Source organism: Janibacter sp. A1S7, from assembly GCF_037198315.1.
Lineage (GTDB): Bacteria > Actinomycetota > Actinomycetes > Actinomycetales > Dermatophilaceae > Janibacter > Janibacter alittae.
Genome location: NZ_CP144913.1, coordinates 289,926 through 306,148 on the forward strand (window position 1 = coordinate 289,926; position 16,223 = coordinate 306,148).

17 protein-coding genes are annotated in these 16,223 nt (G+C 71.2%); 9 read left to right on the forward strand and 8 right to left on the reverse strand.

Translation table 11 applies throughout. The features are described from left to right. Nucleotides 1-66: 66 nt before the first annotated feature. A complete protein-coding gene (locus V1351_RS01440; RefSeq protein ID WP_338750038.1) occupies nt 67-369 on the reverse strand; it encodes a type II toxin-antitoxin system RelE/ParE family toxin in 303 nt (100 codons plus the stop codon). Between the two features lie 1,102 nt (nt 370-1,471). Here V1351_RS01440 and V1351_RS01445 point away from each other — a divergent pair. The 5 genes from V1351_RS01445 (at nt 1,472) to V1351_RS01465 (ending at nt 6,912) form a co-directional block, all read left to right on the forward strand. Continuing rightward, the gene (locus V1351_RS01445) at nt 1,472-2,428 is read left to right on the forward strand and encodes a glucosyl-3-phosphoglycerate synthase (RefSeq protein WP_338752428.1); all 957 of its coding nucleotides are present in this window, start codon (nt 1,472-1,474) and stop codon (nt 2,426-2,428) included. After that, nucleotides 2,425-3,285 (forward strand): dihydropteroate synthase, encoded by an 861-nt coding sequence (gene folP, locus V1351_RS01450; RefSeq protein ID WP_338750040.1) that lies wholly within the window; start codon nt 2,425-2,427, stop codon nt 3,283-3,285. The genes V1351_RS01445 and folP overlap by 4 nt, the downstream gene beginning before the upstream one ends. After that, nucleotides 3,282-3,932, forward strand: a complete 651-nt coding sequence (locus V1351_RS01455; protein WP_338750042.1) for a hypothetical protein — start codon at nt 3,282-3,284, stop codon at nt 3,930-3,932. The genes folP and V1351_RS01455 overlap by 4 nt, the downstream gene beginning before the upstream one ends. A gap of 279 nt (nt 3,933-4,211) precedes the next feature. Continuing rightward, nucleotides 4,212-5,387 (forward strand): DUF2254 domain-containing protein, encoded by a 1,176-nt coding sequence (locus tag V1351_RS01460; protein WP_422388995.1) that lies wholly within the window; start codon nt 4,212-4,214, stop codon nt 5,385-5,387. A 178-nt stretch (nt 5,388-5,565) separates the two neighbouring features. Further along, nucleotides 5,566-6,912 (forward strand): MFS transporter, encoded by a 1,347-nt coding sequence (locus V1351_RS01465; protein WP_338750046.1) that lies wholly within the window; start codon nt 5,566-5,568, stop codon nt 6,910-6,912. Between the two features lie 103 nt (nt 6,913-7,015). Here V1351_RS01465 and V1351_RS01470 read toward each other — a convergent pair whose 3' ends face one another. After that, on the reverse strand, nt 7,016-8,176 hold the full coding sequence (locus tag V1351_RS01470; protein ID WP_338750048.1) for an acyl-CoA dehydrogenase family protein: 1,161 nt from the start codon (nt 8,174-8,176) through the stop codon (nt 7,016-7,018). A gap of 100 nt (nt 8,177-8,276) precedes the next feature. On the opposite strand from V1351_RS01470, the gene V1351_RS01475 reads away from it, so the two are divergent. Genes V1351_RS01475 through V1351_RS01485 form a run of 3 tightly spaced genes read left to right on the forward strand, consistent with a single transcriptional unit; the run spans nt 8,277 to nt 9,857 of the window. Beyond that, complete coding sequence (locus V1351_RS01475) at nt 8,277-8,438, forward strand: hypothetical protein (protein ID WP_338750050.1); 162 nt, start codon at nt 8,277-8,279, stop codon at nt 8,436-8,438. After that, nucleotides 8,435-8,701: a PepSY domain-containing protein gene (locus V1351_RS01480; RefSeq protein WP_338750052.1), complete on the forward strand. Its 267-nt coding sequence runs from the start codon at nt 8,435-8,437 to the stop codon at nt 8,699-8,701. The genes V1351_RS01475 and V1351_RS01480 overlap by 4 nt, the downstream gene beginning before the upstream one ends. A 37-nt stretch (nt 8,702-8,738) precedes the next feature. Then, nucleotides 8,739-9,857, forward strand: a complete 1,119-nt coding sequence (locus V1351_RS01485) for an LCP family protein (protein WP_338750054.1) — start codon at nt 8,739-8,741, stop codon at nt 9,855-9,857. Here the strand turns inward: V1351_RS01485 and V1351_RS01490 are convergent. The 6 genes from V1351_RS01490 to V1351_RS01515 form a co-directional block, all read right to left on the reverse strand. Continuing rightward, nucleotides 9,854-10,921: a sulfate/molybdate ABC transporter ATP-binding protein gene (locus V1351_RS01490; RefSeq protein WP_338750056.1), complete on the reverse strand. Its 1,068-nt coding sequence runs from the start codon at nt 10,919-10,921 to the stop codon at nt 9,854-9,856. The genes V1351_RS01485 and V1351_RS01490 overlap by 4 nt on opposite strands. Continuing rightward, on the reverse strand, nt 10,918-11,700 hold the full coding sequence (locus V1351_RS01495) for an ABC transporter permease (protein WP_338750058.1): 783 nt from the start codon (nt 11,698-11,700) through the stop codon (nt 10,918-10,920). The genes V1351_RS01490 and V1351_RS01495 overlap by 4 nt, the downstream gene beginning before the upstream one ends. After that, the gene (gene modA / locus V1351_RS01500) at nt 11,697-12,449 is read right to left on the reverse strand and encodes a molybdate ABC transporter substrate-binding protein (protein WP_338750060.1); all 753 of its coding nucleotides are present in this window, start codon (nt 12,447-12,449) and stop codon (nt 11,697-11,699) included. Before modA ends, V1351_RS01495 begins: the two co-directional genes overlap by 4 nt. Continuing rightward, nucleotides 12,446-12,847 (reverse strand): TOBE domain-containing protein, encoded by a 402-nt coding sequence (locus V1351_RS01505; RefSeq protein ID WP_338750062.1) that lies wholly within the window; start codon nt 12,845-12,847, stop codon nt 12,446-12,448. The genes modA and V1351_RS01505 overlap by 4 nt, the downstream gene beginning before the upstream one ends. Nucleotides 12,848-12,943: 96 nt before the next feature. Beyond that, nucleotides 12,944-13,753, reverse strand: a complete 810-nt coding sequence (locus V1351_RS01510; RefSeq protein WP_338750064.1) for an SGNH/GDSL hydrolase family protein — start codon at nt 13,751-13,753, stop codon at nt 12,944-12,946. Then, nucleotides 13,750-14,427, reverse strand: coding sequence for a uracil-DNA glycosylase (locus tag V1351_RS01515; RefSeq protein ID WP_338750066.1), 678 nt, complete (start codon nt 14,425-14,427; stop codon nt 13,750-13,752). The genes V1351_RS01510 and V1351_RS01515 overlap by 4 nt, the downstream gene beginning before the upstream one ends. 87 nt (nt 14,428-14,514) lie before the next feature. On the opposite strand from V1351_RS01515, the gene V1351_RS01520 reads away from it, so the two are divergent. Beyond that, nucleotides 14,515-15,873, forward strand: a complete 1,359-nt coding sequence (locus V1351_RS01520) for a pyridoxal phosphate-dependent decarboxylase family protein (RefSeq protein ID WP_338750068.1) — start codon at nt 14,515-14,517, stop codon at nt 15,871-15,873. Nucleotides 15,874-16,223 lie beyond the last annotated feature (350 nt).

Here is a 16,223-nt window from a genome sequence, read left to right on the forward strand (position 1 = left end):
CTTGCGCTCGGCCACAGCCTACATCGGTCAGGACCGATCCCGGTACCCAGGATCCGAAACTGTGATCTAGGTGTCGTCCTTCCACGCACGCATCCGGTCCTTGGCGACCTTGTGGATCTGCTTGGGCAGCTTGTTCGACTTCTTCATGTACACCTTCAAACCGACCGCGATGTACGGCTTGGGATGGAAGAACAGGCATCGAAGGAAGACCCCGTCCCGGTTCACGGTGATCTCGAAGATGCCGTCACCGATGGGCTTGACCTTGTTCGCTGGGAGCCGCCCCTTCTCGTACTCCTTCATGGCACCCAGGAGCCACCCTCGGGCGTTCTCGTCCGGGATGTCGAGCAACTCACTTCGGACCAGGGGCAAGCGAAAATTGCACCGGTGTCCGTCCGTCCCCGTCATCAGTCTCCCCGAAGTTACACGTATGTAAGACCCCGATCGTACCGTGGGCGCCCGACGCTTCCCGGAAGTCGGGCTTCTTCTACGGCCGACTCGGCCGGTGTGAGGAGTTTCTCTACTGACTCAAGCGCGCCTCCGGCGCGAGCCGGCGGGCCTTCGGCCCGCCGCCGTGCCGGGCATGCGGCCTGGCGGCCGGTCCGGGCGCGGCGTCGGACCTCAGCCCGCACGGCACAACAGAAGGAGCGGCGCCCAGGAGTCATCCCGAGCGCCGCTCCCTTCGCCGAGCAGCTACATGCCAGCCTGCGCGGTCACGTCACCTTCACGCCTCCGACCCTCCGCTCCACTCTCCGCCCGCCTCCGGACCGCATCAAGGGCGCTTCGCGTCACTGCGTGATGGACTCCGTCCACCCTTGACCCGGCCACTCCGGCAGGCTCCTCTGCTCCGCTACAGGGTCGGCGGCTAGAACCGGCCACCACTTCGAGGTCACCTGCGAAGGGAGCAGCGACTCGCCGCGCGTCGACATGACAACACCACGTTCCACTCCTAAGGCGCCCGATGACCCCGGCTCCCCCCGGGAAGATCGCCTGCCCTTCGTGGCACGATCCGCGACGCCCCCTTCTCCCTCCCCCCAGACGAAGGGGGCGTTCGTGTCTCCAGGGTCGGCGGCAAGAACCGGCCAGCCCTCCACTTTGCCCTCCACTTCCGCACGCAGGCTCGCCGAACCAGTCCGAACCGAGCCCACCCGAAGTCAACGAAAAGCCCGAAATGACGGGCGAGCGGCATATCAGCAGGAGCCACCAGAGAAGGCCCAAAGGCAAACAGGTGGTTGGGGGTTCGAGTCCCCCCGCCAGCTCTCTGAGCCGCAGCCGAGGTGAGGATGGGCGCTTATCAGCACTCTCAAGCCTCAATCCGCCGCTCATGGCCCAGTTCTGACTGCCACTCGCGGGTGGTGTCACGCGCCCCAGCAGCCGCGCTCGACCGACAGGCATCTAGTCTCGGGAGCGTGATGGCGCACTCGACCACCTCCGTTCGCAACTGCCTAGGCCGTTGCGGATCCGTGGCGGCGTGATGGATCCGAGTGCGCGTGAGTGGCTGACGACGAACAGTCACGCCCACGAGGACTTCGACGCTGCCGACCTCGTCGAGCACCTGGCGGCGAAGGGGGAGACACTCAGCGTCGTCATCCCCGCCCGGAACGAGGCCGCGACCGTCGGCGACGTCGTCTCCGTGCTCCGACGTCAGCTGGTCGAGGAGATCCCCCTTGTCAGCGAGCTCGTCGTCATCGACTCCGACTCGACCGACGACACCGCGCAGGTGGCCGCCGATGCCGGTGCGACGGTTCACCGCTCCGCCGACATCGCCCCTCACCTGGGCAGCCATCCCGGCAAGGGTGAGGCGCTGTGGAAGTCGCTCTTCGTGACCAGCGGTGACCACCTCGTCTTCGTCGACGCCGATCTGACCCAGTGGGGGCCCCACTTCGTCACGGGACTCATCGGGGCACTCATCGCCGACCCGGCCACCCAGCTGGTCAAGGGCTGGTACGACCGAGTCCTCGACGTGGACGGTCAGGCCCCCAGTACCGAAGGGGGCCGGGTCACCGAGCTCGTCGCCCGTCCGGTCCTCGACCTCTGGTGGCCCGAGCTGGCGGGGGTCGTGCAGCCACTCGCGGGGGAATGGGCCGCGACCCGCTCGCTGATGGAGTCGATCAGCGTCCCCACCGGCTACGGCGTCGAGATCGCCAGTCTCATCGACACCCACACGCGACACGGCCTCGACGGCATCGCGCAGGTCGACCTCGGTGCCCGTGCCCACCGCCACCAAAAGGACCACGACCTCGCGGTCATGGCGGCCGAGCTCCTCGCCGTCGTCGACTCCCGACGAGGCGGGCGGCCGCGCCCCATCGACGTCGCGGCGCAGGAGCTGCAGCAGTTCACGCGGGAGGACGGGTGGCGTACCCGGCCCGTCCCGCTGTCCCAACGACCCCCGGCGTGCGATCAGGCGGGATACCCGGAAGGACCACGATGAGGCTCGGCCGACACACCTTCGCCGACGACGCGATGCTCGTCATGGCGATCGTCAACCGCACGCCCGACTCGTTCTACGACAAGGGCGCGACCTTCGCCGAGGACACGGCGATGGAGCGCGTCGACCTCGTCGTCGAGCAGGGCGCAGACATCGTCGACATCGGGGGCGTCAAGGCCGCACCCGGCGGTGACGTCGACGTCGTGGAGGAGATCGAGCGCGTCGGTGGACTCGTCGCCCGGGTCCGCGCTGCCCACCCCGACCTCGTCATCTCCGTCGACACCTGGCGCGCCCAGGTCGGCGAGGAGGTCTGCCGGGTAGGGGCGGACGTGCTCAACGACGCCTGGGGCGGAGTGGACCCCGAGCTCGTCGACGTCGCGGCCGCCCACGGCGCCGGCCTCGTCTGTACCCACACCGGCGGGGTCACGCCGCGCACGCGACCCTTCCGCACCGGCTTCGAGCGGGACATCATGGACGAGGTGCTCGACGGTGTCCTCGGGTACGCCGACCGGGCGCTCGCGGCCGGGGTGGCCCGCGAGTCGATCGTCATCGATCCCGCGCACGACTTCGGCAAGAACACCCACCACACCCTCGAGGTCACCCGCCGGCTCGACGAGATGGTCGAGACGGGGTGGCCGGTTCTGGTGTCGCTGTCCAACAAGGACTTCGTCGGCGAGACCCTCGAGCGCCCCGTCGACGAACGCCTCGTCGGCACCCTCGCCACCACCGCCGTCTCCGCATGGCTGGGCGCGCGCATCTACCGGGTGCACGAGGTCGCCGAGACGCGTCAGGTCCTCGACATGGTCGCCACGCTGCGTGGCGCGCGCTCGCCCGCCCGCACGATCCGGGGCCTGGCGTGAGGGCCGTCATCGTGCCCGCGGCGCCCGCGCTCCTACCCGGTGTGGGCGGAGCCGCCGATCCGCTCGCCGACCTGCGCGAGCGGGCCCGGGCGCTCGTCGCCGACACCATGACGAAGGGGGCAGAGCGTCTCCTCGTCCTCGGATCGGGTCCGACCACCGCCGCTTGGCCGGTTGACGCGCCGTCGGGAGCGGCCCGCTTCACCACCGGCCGCGTGCCGGCAGGTGCCCTGCCGACCGACCTCGAGATCGGTCGCTTGTTCGCCCCCGCCACGGGGGGCGAACAGGTCCTGCAGTCCGTCGCCGCCGACGCGACGCCGCAGGAGTGCGCGACCCTCGGTCGCGAACTGGCGGCCGGGCCACCGACCGTTCTGCTCGTCGTCGCCGACGGCCCCGCGACGCTGACCGAGAAGGCGCCGGGACACCACCAACCGGAGGCTGCCCCCTTCGCCGCGGTGCTCAGCCGGGCACTGGCCGAGGGGGACGCCCCCACGATCGCCGCCCTCGACCCGACCACCTGCGACCGGCTGTGGATGCGGGGCCGGCCCGCGCTGCAGGTGCTCGCCGCCGCGGCCGAGGGGCTGGCCGGTGAACTGATCGCGGACGAGGCGCCCTTCGGCGTGCAGTACCTGCTCGCCCGCTGGAGTTGAACGGCCAGCCGACGGCCCACTCGCTACGCTCGTCACCAGACCCAGCAACGGCTGGAGTCCCACGCGAGGAGTCTGCGGACTCGGCGGGCGGTCCTGCCGGGCCCGTCACGCTGATTTCTGCGCTCGTCGCACGAGGGAAGGCTGGGCATGTCCGCACCGAACAGCACCAGCGCTGACACTCTCGCGCTGCCCCGGGACACCCGGTGGCGGAGACTGTGGCGCCCGTTCTGGGTGCTGCCGGTTGCGATTTGTGGGCTCGCTCTCCTCGCGGGTGTCGCCATGCCGACCATTGACGACTCCCTCGTCGGCAGGGTCCCCTACGTGTTCGAGGGCGGGCCCGATGGCGCGCGCACCTTGCTGGGCACGATCGCCGGCGCGATGATCTCGGTCACCGGTCTGGTGTTCTCCGTGACCATCGTCGTCCTGCAGCTGGCCAGCAGCCAATTCACACCCCGGATCATCCCGCAGTTCCTGAGCAGTCGCATCACGCAGGTGACCCTCGGGTTCTTCATGGCGACGTTCATCTACTCGCTGACCGTCATGCGCGCCGTGCGCGGCGGGAACGAGGAGATCGACACCTTCGTCCCCGAAGTTGCCATCACGCTCGCGTTCGTTCTCGTGCTGGTCAGCGTCGGGTGCTTCCTCGCGTTCATCCACAACATCACGAGCTCGATCCAGGTCTCCCAGATCGTCTCCCGGTTGGGGGAGTCCACGGTCGCCCTGATCGACCAGCTCTACCCTGCCGCTGCCACCGGGGCGGCACGCGACGGCGACGAGCACACCAGCGCGATGGCCGCGGTCCCGCACCACGACTGGTCACCGCGTCCCGGCGCCCACCGCACCGACGTCACCGCGTCGAACCGCCACGGCGTCGTGACCGCCATCGACTACCCACGGCTCGTGGATGCTGCCGGTGACGTCGACGCCGTCATCGTCATCGACGTCGACCTCGGGCAGTTCATCGCCGAGGGGCACCAGTTCGCGACAGTGTGGGCAGCCCGCGAGCTCGACCCCTCGTGCCGGCGACTGATCGAGCGGTCCTTTCACCTCGGTGGCGAACGCTCGATGGTCCAGGACGTCGCCTTCGGTTTCCGCCAACTCGTGGACATCGCCGAACGGGCGCTGTCCCCGGGGATCAACGATCCGACCACGGCGTCGCAGATCATCGACGAACTTCACCGGTCGCTCCGCCGCCTCGTCGGCCGCCCCGCGCCGAGCCCGAACATCGTCAGCGACGAGGGCCACCTTCGCGTGGTCCACCGCCGAGCGACCTTCCAGTCCCTCCTCGATCTTGCCGTGGACGAGATCGCCCACTACGGCAAGGACTCCCTGCAGATCCCCCGCCGGCTCCACGTCATGCTCGACGACCTGAGGCAGTGCGCGCAACCGTCCAATGTCGACGCGATCGACAACGCCTCGCAGCGGGTCCGGGACATGACCGGTCCCGGGACCTGACAGCGCCGGGCTGCGCGGTGCGACCAGCGCCGCCGGACCATCCGCTCGAGGGCCTGCATGCCATGACCACCTCTGTCGCGGGTGACGCTGCCACGTTCGGGAGGTCCTTCCGGCATCCGTGTGTCACGTGCAGGACACACGTCGAAGTTGTGTGCGTCGCCTTCGTAGTATGTGTCCGGTGACCGGGACCCGACAGCAGCTGCACAACATCGGGCGGCGTCGCGCCTACGCCATCTGGGCCACCGCGCTGGCCGTCTACGTGTTGGCGGTCTTCCACCGCACCTCGCTCGGTGTCGCCGGGCTGCTCGCCGCCGAGCGCTTCGACATCAGCGCCAGCCAGCTGGCGACCTTCACCGTCCTCCAGCTCGCCGTCTACGCCGCCATGCAGATCCCGGTCGGGGTGCTGCTCGACCGCTTCGGCTCCAAGGCCCTGATCGTCACCGGCCTGGTCGCGATGACGATCGGTCAGCTGTGGTTCTCCGTCGCGGACAGCTTCGCCTTCGCGCTCGCGGCCCGGGCCCTGCTCGGCGCCGGCGACGCGATGCTCTTCACCTCGATCCTGCGGCTGATCGCGCTGTGGTTCCTCGTGCGGCAGGCCCCCGTCGTGACGCAGCTGACCGGCATGATCGGTCAGATGGGTGCCGTTGCCGCGGCCATCCCGCTCAGCGCCGCCCTGCACACCTGGGGCTGGACGATGACCTACGCGACCGCGGCGTTCCTGGGAGTCATCGCCACGGCCGCCATCCTCCTCGTCGTCAAGGACTCCCCGTACGAGAAGGGCGCAGTCGAGCGCATCAAGATCCGCGCCCTTCGCCACAGCCTCACCGAGGTCTGGCGCGACCCGGGCACCCGGTTGGGGATGTCGGTGCACTTCGCCACCCAGTTCGCCCCGACGGTCTTCGCGTTGCTGTGGGGCTACCCCTTCCTCGTCTCCGGGCAGGGGCTGACACCGACCCAGGCCTCGGCGCTGCTGACATGGATGACCATCGTCGCGCTCTTCGTCGGTCCGACGATCGGGCGCCTGACCGCGATCCATCCGTACTGGCGCTCGATGATGGCCCTGGGGGTCGTCGGGTCGATCTCACTCGTGTGGGCGATCGTGCTCGCTCTGCCGGTCCGCTCGCCCCTGTGGCTGCTGATCGTCCTCGTCTCGGTGACCGCCTTCGGCGGGCCGGGGTCGATGATCGCCTTCGACCTGGCCCGCAGCTTCCACCGCAGCGAGCGGTACGGCCGGGCGTCCGGGGTGGTCAACATGGGCGGGTTCATCGCGTCGCTGACCACGATGGCGCTCATCGGCTACGTGCTGGACCGGATGGCTCCCGGCGGACCGGAGACCTACACCCTCGACGACTTCCGGGTGGCGATGAGCTCGCAGTTCCTCATGTGGGGTTTCGGCGCGTGGATGATCTGGCGGTACCGGCGACACAGTCTGCGCAGGGTGGCGCGAGTACCCGGTGCCTTCGAGGCACTGCGCGACGGCTCCACGCTCCTGCCGGGGATCTCCCGCGACCGCGACGAGGACTGAGCCGGGAGTCAGCCGCAGTTCGTCGAGCCAGCCGCACGACGAACTGCTGCCCACTCAACGAAGTGCTGCCTGCAGCAGTTCGTTGAGTGGGGCGAAGGGGGCGTCAGAGCGAGGCGAGCAGCTGCCGGGAGATCACCAGCCGCTGGATCTGGTTGGTGCCCTCGAAGATCTGGGTCACCTTCGCCTCGCGGAAGTAGCGCTCGACGGGGAAGTCCTCGGTGTATCCCGCGCCGCCGAGGACCTGGATCGCGTCGGTGGTCACCCGCATCGACGCGTCGGTCGCGACGAGCTTGGCGACGGCGGCCTCCTTGCCGAAGGCCCGCCCGGCGTCACGCAGCCGCGCCGCGTGCAGGTAGGTCGCGCGGGCGCTGGTGACCGCGGCCTCCATGTCGGCCAGGAGGAAGGCCAGACCCTGGTTGCTCGCGATGGTCCGGCCGAACTGCTCGCGCTCCGTGGCGTACTTCGCCGCCACGTCGAGCGCCGACTGGGCCAGACCGGTCGCCACGGCCGCGATGCCGAGCCGTCCCGCGTCGAGTCCGGCCAGGGCCATCGACACCCCTCGTCCGGTGTCCCCCACGAGGCGGTCACCCGCCACCGGCACGTCGTCGAAGATCACTTCGCGCACCGTGTCGCCGTGCAGGCCCATCTTCTTCTCCGGCGCGCCGAAGCTGATGCCCTCCGCGTCGGCGGGCACGACGAAGCAGCTGACCCCCCGGCTGCCCTCGTCGCTCGTGCGGGCGAAGGTCGTGTAGTAGTCGGCGTGGCCGCCGTGGGAGATCCACGCCTTGCGGCCGCGGATGCGCCAGTCGTCGCCGTCGGGGGTCGCCCGGGTGGTCATCGCCGCGATGTCGGATCCGGCCAGCGGCTCGGAGAGCGCGTACGCGCCGAGCGTCTCCCCGGAGAGCATGTCGGGCAGCAGCGCCTCCTGCTGCACCTGGCTGCCGAAGGTGTGCACGGCGTAGGCCGTGAGCGAGTGCACCGAGACCCCGACCGCGACGGCCGCCCACGCCGAGGCGATCTCCTCGACGACCTGGAGGTAGACCTCGTACGGCTGCCCGCCGCCGCCGAGCTCCTCCGGGTAGGGCAGGGAGAGCAGACCCGCTCGGCCCAGGGTGCGGAAGACCTCGCGGGGGAAGACCTCCTCGGTGGCCGCGCGGGCCTCGACGTCGTCGACCTGGGGTCGCAGCGTCTTGTCGCAGATCGAGCGGGTGAGCTCGATCAGGTCGTCACCGATCTCTGTGGGCATGAGCCTCGTTGCTGACATGCCTCCCACTGTATGAGGGCCGGGTGAGGGTTTGGTGACAGTCCCTGCAGAATGCGGTTCACGGCGTGGTCGTCCGCAGGGCCGGGGCCATGGTGGGGGCATGACCGGCTCGACGTCCCCGGACACCGACGGCGGCTCGGCCTCGGCCACCTCCGCCATCGACGCGGCCGAGGCCGAGACCGGTGGCACCGCCTACGCGGTCGACGACGAGAACGGGTCCTGGGAGATCGACCTGGCCAAGGACGCACGAGCATCGAGGTGACGGTCTCTGCGGACGGCACGGTCACGGAGCCGAAGAAGGAGGACCTCGACGCGGAGGACCGCACGGGTCTGTCCGTCGCGAAGACCACCATCGCGGAGGGCATCGAGAAGGCGCTGGCGGAGGTCGACGGCGCCTTCGACGAGGCCGACCTCGAGGAGGAGGGCGGCACCTACTCCTGGGAGGTCGAGATCCGCACCGGCTCCGACAGCGACCGCGAGGTCCGCGTCGACGCCACCACCGGTGAGGTCACCATCAAGGACTGACGAGCACGGGCTGGACCCGGCGACCTACCGTGGAGGCGTGAGACCTCCCTTCGCCCGAGCCACGGCGGTCACCACCGTGGCAGCGCTGACCCTGATCGCCTGCTCCGGCGCCCCGGACGAAGGGGATGAGGTCACCTCGGCGTCCACCTCCACCTCGACCAGCTCCACGTCCTCGTCGTCGACGACGCCGACCCCCACCGTGCAGGTCGACGGGGCGGGCAAGGGCCTGACCGACGCCGTGGCGACGAAGTACCGCTCGCAGTCGGTCACCGGCACGGCCCACACCGGCAGATGGCGCAGCTCGAAGGTCGCGGTCGTCACCTCCGACGACGACGTCACCCTGGCCGTGCGGCCGAAGGGCAAGGAGTGGCGGGTCGTCGGCGGGTGGTGGCCCTCGATGGACCAGGGCACCGACCTCGGTGAAGGACCCCGGCACGTCCTCGTCCTCGGCAGCGACGCCCGTCCCGGGGAGAAGGTGACCCGTCTGCGCGCGGACGCCGTCCAGCTGCTCGGTGTCGACGGAAAGGGCGGCGCGGGCCTGATGGGCTTCGCGCGCGACCTGTGGGTCCCGATCCCCGGCCACGGACACGGCAAACTCAACGCCGCGATGGTCTACGGCGGGCCCGCGGCCGAGGTCGGCGCGGTGTCGAGCCTCAGTGGCATCGACGTCGACGGGTACATCGTGACCGGCTTCACGGGATTCCGGGCGATCGTCGACGAGCTCGGCCCGCTGTCCTTCGACTCCCCCGACGGGCTCGACTCGCACCTGCCCGGCGGCCAGATCCCGAAGGGCGAGACCCGGCTGGGTCCGAACGAGGCCCTCGCGTACGCCCGGGAGCGCAAGACCCTGCCGCGCGGCGACTTCGACCGCTCCCGCCACCAGGGCATGCTCCTGCTCGCGGCGGCCGTCCAGGCCCGTCTCCAGGGGCCCGATTCACTGCCCGAGGCGCTCGGCGTCATCAACGAGTACGCCAGCAGCGACCTCACGGCGACGCAGATGCTGCTCTTCACCGCCAGCTTCTACAAGGTGAACCCGCTCAAGGTCGGCCACGAGGTCGCCCAGGGCCCGACCGGTATGGAGTCCGGGCAGTCGATCGTGCGTCTGGGGCCTGAATCCAGGAAGAACCTGCGCCGCTTCCGCGACGGTCGCCTCTAGTCGAGTGGATCCGGGTGCGCCGGGTGCACCCGCACCTGGCTCGCCTTGACCGAGGCCCACACCCCGTCCCCCGGGCGAAGGGGGAGTGCGGCCAGGGCCCCGGGGGTCACCTCGGCGCTCATCGGCAGCGGCGCCGACAACCACACCCGGGCCCGTCCGGCGTGCGCCTCGACGCGGGAGACCCGGCCGTGCCACACGTTGCGCGGCGACCCCTCCGGCTGCTCCCGGTGCAGCGAGACCGCGTCCGGGGCGAAGGTCACCCAGCAGGCGCCCGTGACATCGTGCGGGCCGGTGGCGATCTCCAGCGCGCCGTCCGCGGTGGTGGTGCGCGCTCCCGAGCCGGCCAGCGCCCGGGCGTGCACGAGGTTGACCCCGGCCAGGCCGGCGGTGAAGGCGCTGCGCGGGTGCTCCAGCACCTGCCGCACCGGCCCGTGCTCGACGCGCTCACCGAGGACGGTCATCGTGTCGGCGGGTCCGTCGGCGACGGTGAGCACGTCGAGCACGTCGTGGGTGACGAGCACGACGACGAGGTCCTCGCGGGCGTGGGTGACGTCGGCGAGGACGGCGCGCATCGCCGGCGTCGCCTCGACGTCGAGCGCGGCGAGCGGCTCGTCCAGCAGGAGCGCGTCCGGCTCGGCCGCGAGCGCGCGGGCGAGCGCCACCCGGGCGGCCTGGCCCCCGGAGAGCTGCGCCGGTCGACGGGTCGCGAAGGAGGCCATGCCGACCACCTCCAGCCAGTGGTCCGCGGTGGCCCGGGCCCCCCTTCGTCCCCGTCCGGCGCTGCGGGGGCCGAAGGCGACGTTGTCCCGCACGTCGAGGTGCGGGAAGAGCGTCGGTGCCTGGCTCATCAGGCCGACCCGGCGGCGGTGCGGCGGAACCCCGTCAAGGGGCCGACCGTCGAGGACGACGCGCGCGGAGTCGGGCCGCGACAGGCCGGCGATGACCGACAGGAGCGAGGACTTGCCGCTGCCGTTGGGGCCGGTGACCGCGTGCCGACCGGCGGGCAGGTCGAGGTCGACCGCCAGACCCCGCTGCGCCCACTCGGCGCGCACCTGCAGGCTCACGCGACCCGCTCCGGGCGGATCGTGCGCGCGTACACCGTGCCGACGATGACGGTCGCGAGGACGACGAGGACGAGTGCCAGCGTCACTGCCGCATCGGGATCGCTTTCGCGCTGCAGGTAGATCTCCAACGGGAGGGTGCGGGTGCGTCCCTGCGCGGACCCGGCGAAGGTGAGCGTCGCCCCGAACTCGCCCAGCGCGCGGGCGAAGGCCAGGACGCACCCCGACATCAGACCGGGCGCGACGAGAGGCAGCGTGACCCGCGTCAGCCGCCGCCACGGGCTCGCCCCGAGGGTGGCTGCGACCTCGTCGTGGCGGCGCCCCAGGCCCCGGACCGCGCCCTCGAGGGAGAGGACGAGGAAGGGCAGGGCGACGAAGGTCTGCGCCAGCACGACGGCCGTGGTGCTGAACGAGATCGAGATCCCGGCCGCTTCGAGGTGCTGGCCGATCAGGCCACGTCGACCGAAGGTGTACAGCAGCGCGAGCCCGCCGACGACCGGTGGCAGCACGAGCGGCACGAGGACGAGGGCGCGCAGCACCGACTGACCCGGCCAGTGACCGCGGGCGAGGAGCAGGGCCAGGGGAGTGCCGAGCAGGAGGCAGATCGCCGTCGTCGCCGTGGCCGTGCGCAGCGACAGCAGAAGGGCGTCCACGGAGGCCGGCGACGTCAGCAGCGGCCACAGCTGCGCGGGCTGCACCTGGGCGACGAGCCCGGCGATGGGGACGACGACCAGCAGGACGGCCAGGGCGGCCGGCGCCCAGAGCCAGCGAGGCGGACTCACGGGGACCGGAAGCCGTTGTCTTCCAGGATCCGCTGGCCCTGCGTCCCGGTGACGAGGTCGATGAAGGCCCGGGCCTCCTCGCTCGGGGCGCCGGTGAGCATCGCGATCGGGTACCGGTTGACCACGGCATCCGAACCCTCCGCCGGAACGGTGGTCACGTCCGGGCCGGCGGCGGTCGCGTCTGTGACGTAGACCAGTCCGGCATCGGCCTCGCCGGAGCTGACCTTGGCCAGCACGTCGGTCACCTTGGACTCCTCGCTGGCCGGGTCCAGTGTCACGTCCTGCTGATCGGTCAGCGTGCGGGTCGCCGCCCCGCACGGGACCTGGGGGGCGCAGACGACGACGGCGAGGTCGGGGTCGGCCAGGTCCGCCAGTCCGGTGATGTCCTGGGGGTTGCCCGGCTCGGTGACGATCGTGAGGGTGTTGGTCGCGAAGATCGTCGGCTCGCCGGCGATGCTGTCGCTGACCTCGTCCATGGTGGGCTCGTCCGCGGAGGCGAAGACATCGAGGTCGGCGCCACCCTGGATCTGCGCGGCCAGGTCCGAGGACCCGGCCAGCTGCAGCTCGACGGTGACGCCGCGGTTCTCCGCCTCGAAGACCTCGGCGATCTGCTCGAAGGAGGACGTCAGCGAGGCGGCCGCGCCGACCCGCAGCGTCTGCTCGTCGTCGCCGTCGTCGGCGGTGGAGCAGGCGGTGAGGGCCAGGGTGAGGGCGGTCAACACCGTGATGGCCGTGCGCTGGTGTGTCACGAGGATCCTCCGGTGGTGCCGATGATGACATTCGTGGACTTGATCGAGGCGACGGCGACGCTGCCGGGCTCCAGCCCGAGCTCGTCGGCGGCCTCGCGGGACATGAGGGAGACCACGCGGAAGGGGCCGGCCTGCAGGCTCACCTGGGCCATCACCCCGTCGCGCTGCACCTCGGTGACGATGCCGCGCATCCGGTTGCGGGCGGACTCGTCGTGGACCGGACCGACCGTCGGCGGCGCGGCGACCTCCTGGGCCAACCGGGCGAGGTCGGCCCCGTCGACGAGGGTGCGACCATCCCCCTTCGTCGCGGCGAGGCGACCGCCGTCGATCCACCGCCGGACCGTGTCCGGTGAGACCGCGAGCAGCTCGGCCGCCTCCGAAACCCGTATATGCGTCATGAAGTGAGGCTATCAGCCGCATCTGCGCCCCCTTTGTCGCACGAGCCCAAGCGGGTGCGGGTGGAGGTCCGCAGGAGCCCAAGCAGGTGCGACTCCTCAGACGTCCGGGAGGTCCGCAGGGCCGAAGGGGGTCAGTCGCGCCCGCTTGGCCGTCACCGCGTCGCCCGAGGAGCGCCCGGTCAGGCGGCGCCGTACCCAGGGCGCCGCGTAGGTGCGTGCCCAGCGCACGCGCTCGGCACGCACGTCGGAGCGGGGCCGACTCGGCGCCGGCGGCAGGGGCTCGTCCCAGTCATCGGGAACCGCCAGGCCGAGCGCATCCATCGCCGCCCAGCAGACGCGGCGATGCCCCTGGGTGCTCAGGTGGATCCGGTCCTCGCCCCACATCCGGGGGTCGCGGACCGATCGCATCCCCCACAGGCCGAGCACGTGGGCGCCGTGCCGCGAGGCGATCGTGTACAGGTTGGCGGTGTGCACCGCGTGCCGGGTCAGCAGGGTGCCGAACAGGCCGGCTCCCCGCGGGTCCGTGGGGGTCGCCAGGAGAACGTCGGCGCCGGTGGCCCGCAGCCGGACGACGGCCTCCTCCAGTCGCGCGGCGATCGTGTCCAGGTCGACGCTCGGGCGGAGGATGTCGTTGCCGCCGCCGACCATCGAGACCAGGTCCGGGCCGAGGTCGATGGCCTCGTCCAGCTGCCGACCGACGACGTCGTCGAGCTTGCGGCCGCGGATGGCCAGGTTCGCGTAGCGGAACTCCTCGCCGCCACTGGAGTGCGCGAGCTGGGCGGCGAGCCGATCCGCCCAACCGACGAAACCCCCTTCGCGCCGGGGGTCGACATCGACCATCCCCTCGCTGAAGGAGTCGCCGATCGCGACGTACCGACGCCAGGGGTGTGCGGGAGCGGGGGTCACGGGAGTCTCCAATCGATGGGGGTGGCGCCCTGCTGGACGAGCAGGTCGTTGGCGGCGCTGAAGGGGTGCGAGCCGAAGAAGCCCCGGTACGCGGACAGGGGTGAGGGGTGCACGCTCTCGATGCATCGCTCCCGGCCGAGCGTCGGGGCGAGCCTGCGGGCGTCGGCGCCCCAGAGGATGGCCACCAGGGGGCCGTCGCGCTCGGCGAGGACCTCGATGGCCCGGTCGGTCACCGCCTCCCAACCCTTGCCGCGGTGGCTGTTCGGGGCTGCGGGGGTGACCGTGAGGCACCGGTTGAGCAGCATGACGCCCTGCTGCGCCCATGGCGTGAGGTCGCCGTTGCTCGGTGGCGGGACGCCGAGGTCGTCGACGAGCTCACGGTGGATGTTGACCAACGACTTCGGCAGCGGCCGTACCTCCGGGGCGACGGCGAAGGACAATCCGATCGCGTGGCCCGGCGTGGGGTAGGGGTCCTGCCCGACGACGAGGACGCGGACCTCCTCGAGGGGGATGGTGAAGGCGCGCAGGACGTTCGTGCCCGCCGGCAGGTAGCCGCGACCCGCGGTGATCTCGTCGCGCAGGAAGTCGCCCATCGCGGTGATCGTCCCCGCGACCGGCTCGAGGGCTCGCGCCCACGACGGATGGATCAGGTCGGACAGGTCGCGCGGGCTCACCGGGTCAACCTACCCGCGCCGTCGTCCCCGGGGTCACCCGCTTCGCGTACCCACGCCCCGACCACCGGGGCCCCTAGAGTGCTCGACGTGCATGGATTCCCCGACGACAACACCTCGCTGGTCGACCTCGAGCGCCTGGTCCTCGACTACTCCGCCGAACGGATGCGCTACGACCCGCCACCGCTCGACCGCACGATGACGCCGGAGCAGCTGCAGCAGGCCGCCGGCGCGACGATCACGAAGGAGGGGCTGGGCGGCCAGGCCGCGATGGACCTCTTCGCCGATGTCCTCGCCCCGGCCTGCCTGTCGGTCGACCACCCGCGCTACCTGTCCTTCATCCCGTGCGCTCCCACCGAGGCCGCGGCGATGTTCGACCTCGTCGTCGGCGCCAGCTCGATCTACGCCGGCTCGTGGCTCGAGGGGTCCGGAGCGGTCTACGCGGAGAACCAGGCCCTGCGGTGGGTGGGTGACCTCGTCGGCCTGCCCGAGGGTGCCGGTGGCGTCTTCGTCCCCGGTGGCACGATCGGCAACCTCTCCGCGCTCGTCACGGCCCGCGGCCGGGCCCGCCACGAGGCAGCGAAGGGGGAGCGTCCCTTCCGCGTGGCGACCACCAGCGGTGCGCACAGCTCGATCGCGTCCGCGTGCGAGGTCATGGACGCGGAGCTGACGCCGGTGGACCCGGACGAGCGTGGGCGTCTGACCGGTCCCCGGCTGCGCGAGGTGCTGCTCGAGCACGGGCCGCAGACCTACTTCGCGGTCGTCGCGACCGCTGGCACGACGAACTTCGGCCTCGTCGACGACCTGGCCTCCGTGGCCGAGGTGTGCCGCGAGTTCGGTATCTGGTTCCACGTGGACGGCGCCTACGGCGGTGCCGGTCTGGCGGCGCCCTCGGTGCGTCACCTCTACGAGGGCATCGAGCACTGCGACTCCTTCATCGTCGACCCGCACAAGTGGCTGTTCGCCCCCTTCGACTGCTGCGCGCTGGTCTACCGGGAGCCGGGCTACGCCAGGGCCGCCCACACCCAGAAGGCCGGCTACCTCGATGTCCTCACCGAGACCTCCGACTGGAACCCCACCGACTACTCCGTCGGCCTGACCCGTCGTGCGCGGGGGCTGCCGTTCTGGTTCTCGCTGGCGACCCACGGCACGCAGGCCTACACGACCGCGGTGGAGAAGACCCTCGCCGTCGCCGCCTTCGCCGAAGAGGAGATCGCGCGCCGTGAGGAGTTCGAGCTCGTCGGTGAGCGCACCCTGTCCGTCGTCGTCTTCCGTCGTCGGGGTTGGGCCGCCGCCGACTACCAGGCGTGGTCGGACCGCGTCCTCGACGAGGAGTTCGCCTTCGTCGTCCCCACGACGCACGAGGGGGAGACGCTCGCCCGCTTCGCGATCGTCAACCCCCAGACGACCGCCGCGGACATCAGCGCGATCCTGGACTCGATGGGCTGACCGCTGCGCAGCCGTCCCCAGACAGGGCCGTGCCCCGGACAGAGGGGGGGTGGTTGTCCGGGACACGGCGGATCGGGGACGCGGGCCGGAAGCGGTGGACGCTCGCTCCATCGCGGCGGCCCTGCGGCAGGTCATGCATGGCGCCGGACGCCACACTGCGGACGGCGGGTTCTTCATGGCACCGTCCTCCCCGCAAAAGCCCCTCCCCTGAAGCCCCCGGGGCGTGCGGCAATGACGACCACCGTCCCTGACTTTACTTGTTCTTTACTGATCAGGGGAGGCTCGTGCGCCCAACGGTCGCGCCGTGTGACGGGTGGGGCCCAGGGGGAGCAGGTGATCTCGTGGGGCGT

Bases quoted from the DNA above. Each gene is read 5' to 3' on its own strand.
- V1351_RS01470 (WP_338750048.1), bottom strand. From the start codon at position 8,176: ATGTCAGCAACGAGGCTCATGCCCACAGAGATCGGTGACGACCTGATC.
- V1351_RS01445 (WP_338752428.1), top strand. From the start codon at position 1,472: ATGGATCCGAGTGCGCGTGAGTGGCTGACGACGAACAGTCACGCCCAC.
- V1351_RS01475 (WP_338750050.1), top strand. From the start codon at position 8,277: ATGACCGGCTCGACGTCCCCGGACACCGACGGCGGCTCGGCCTCGGCC.
- V1351_RS01460 (WP_422388995.1), top strand. From the start codon at position 4,212: ATGCCGACCATTGACGACTCCCTCGTCGGCAGGGTCCCCTACGTGTTC.
- folP (WP_338750040.1), top strand. From the start codon at position 2,425: ATGAGGCTCGGCCGACACACCTTCGCCGACGACGCGATGCTCGTCATG.
- V1351_RS01505 (WP_338750062.1), bottom strand. From the start codon at position 12,847: ATGACGCATATACGGGTTTCGGAGGCGGCCGAGCTGCTCGCGGTCTCA.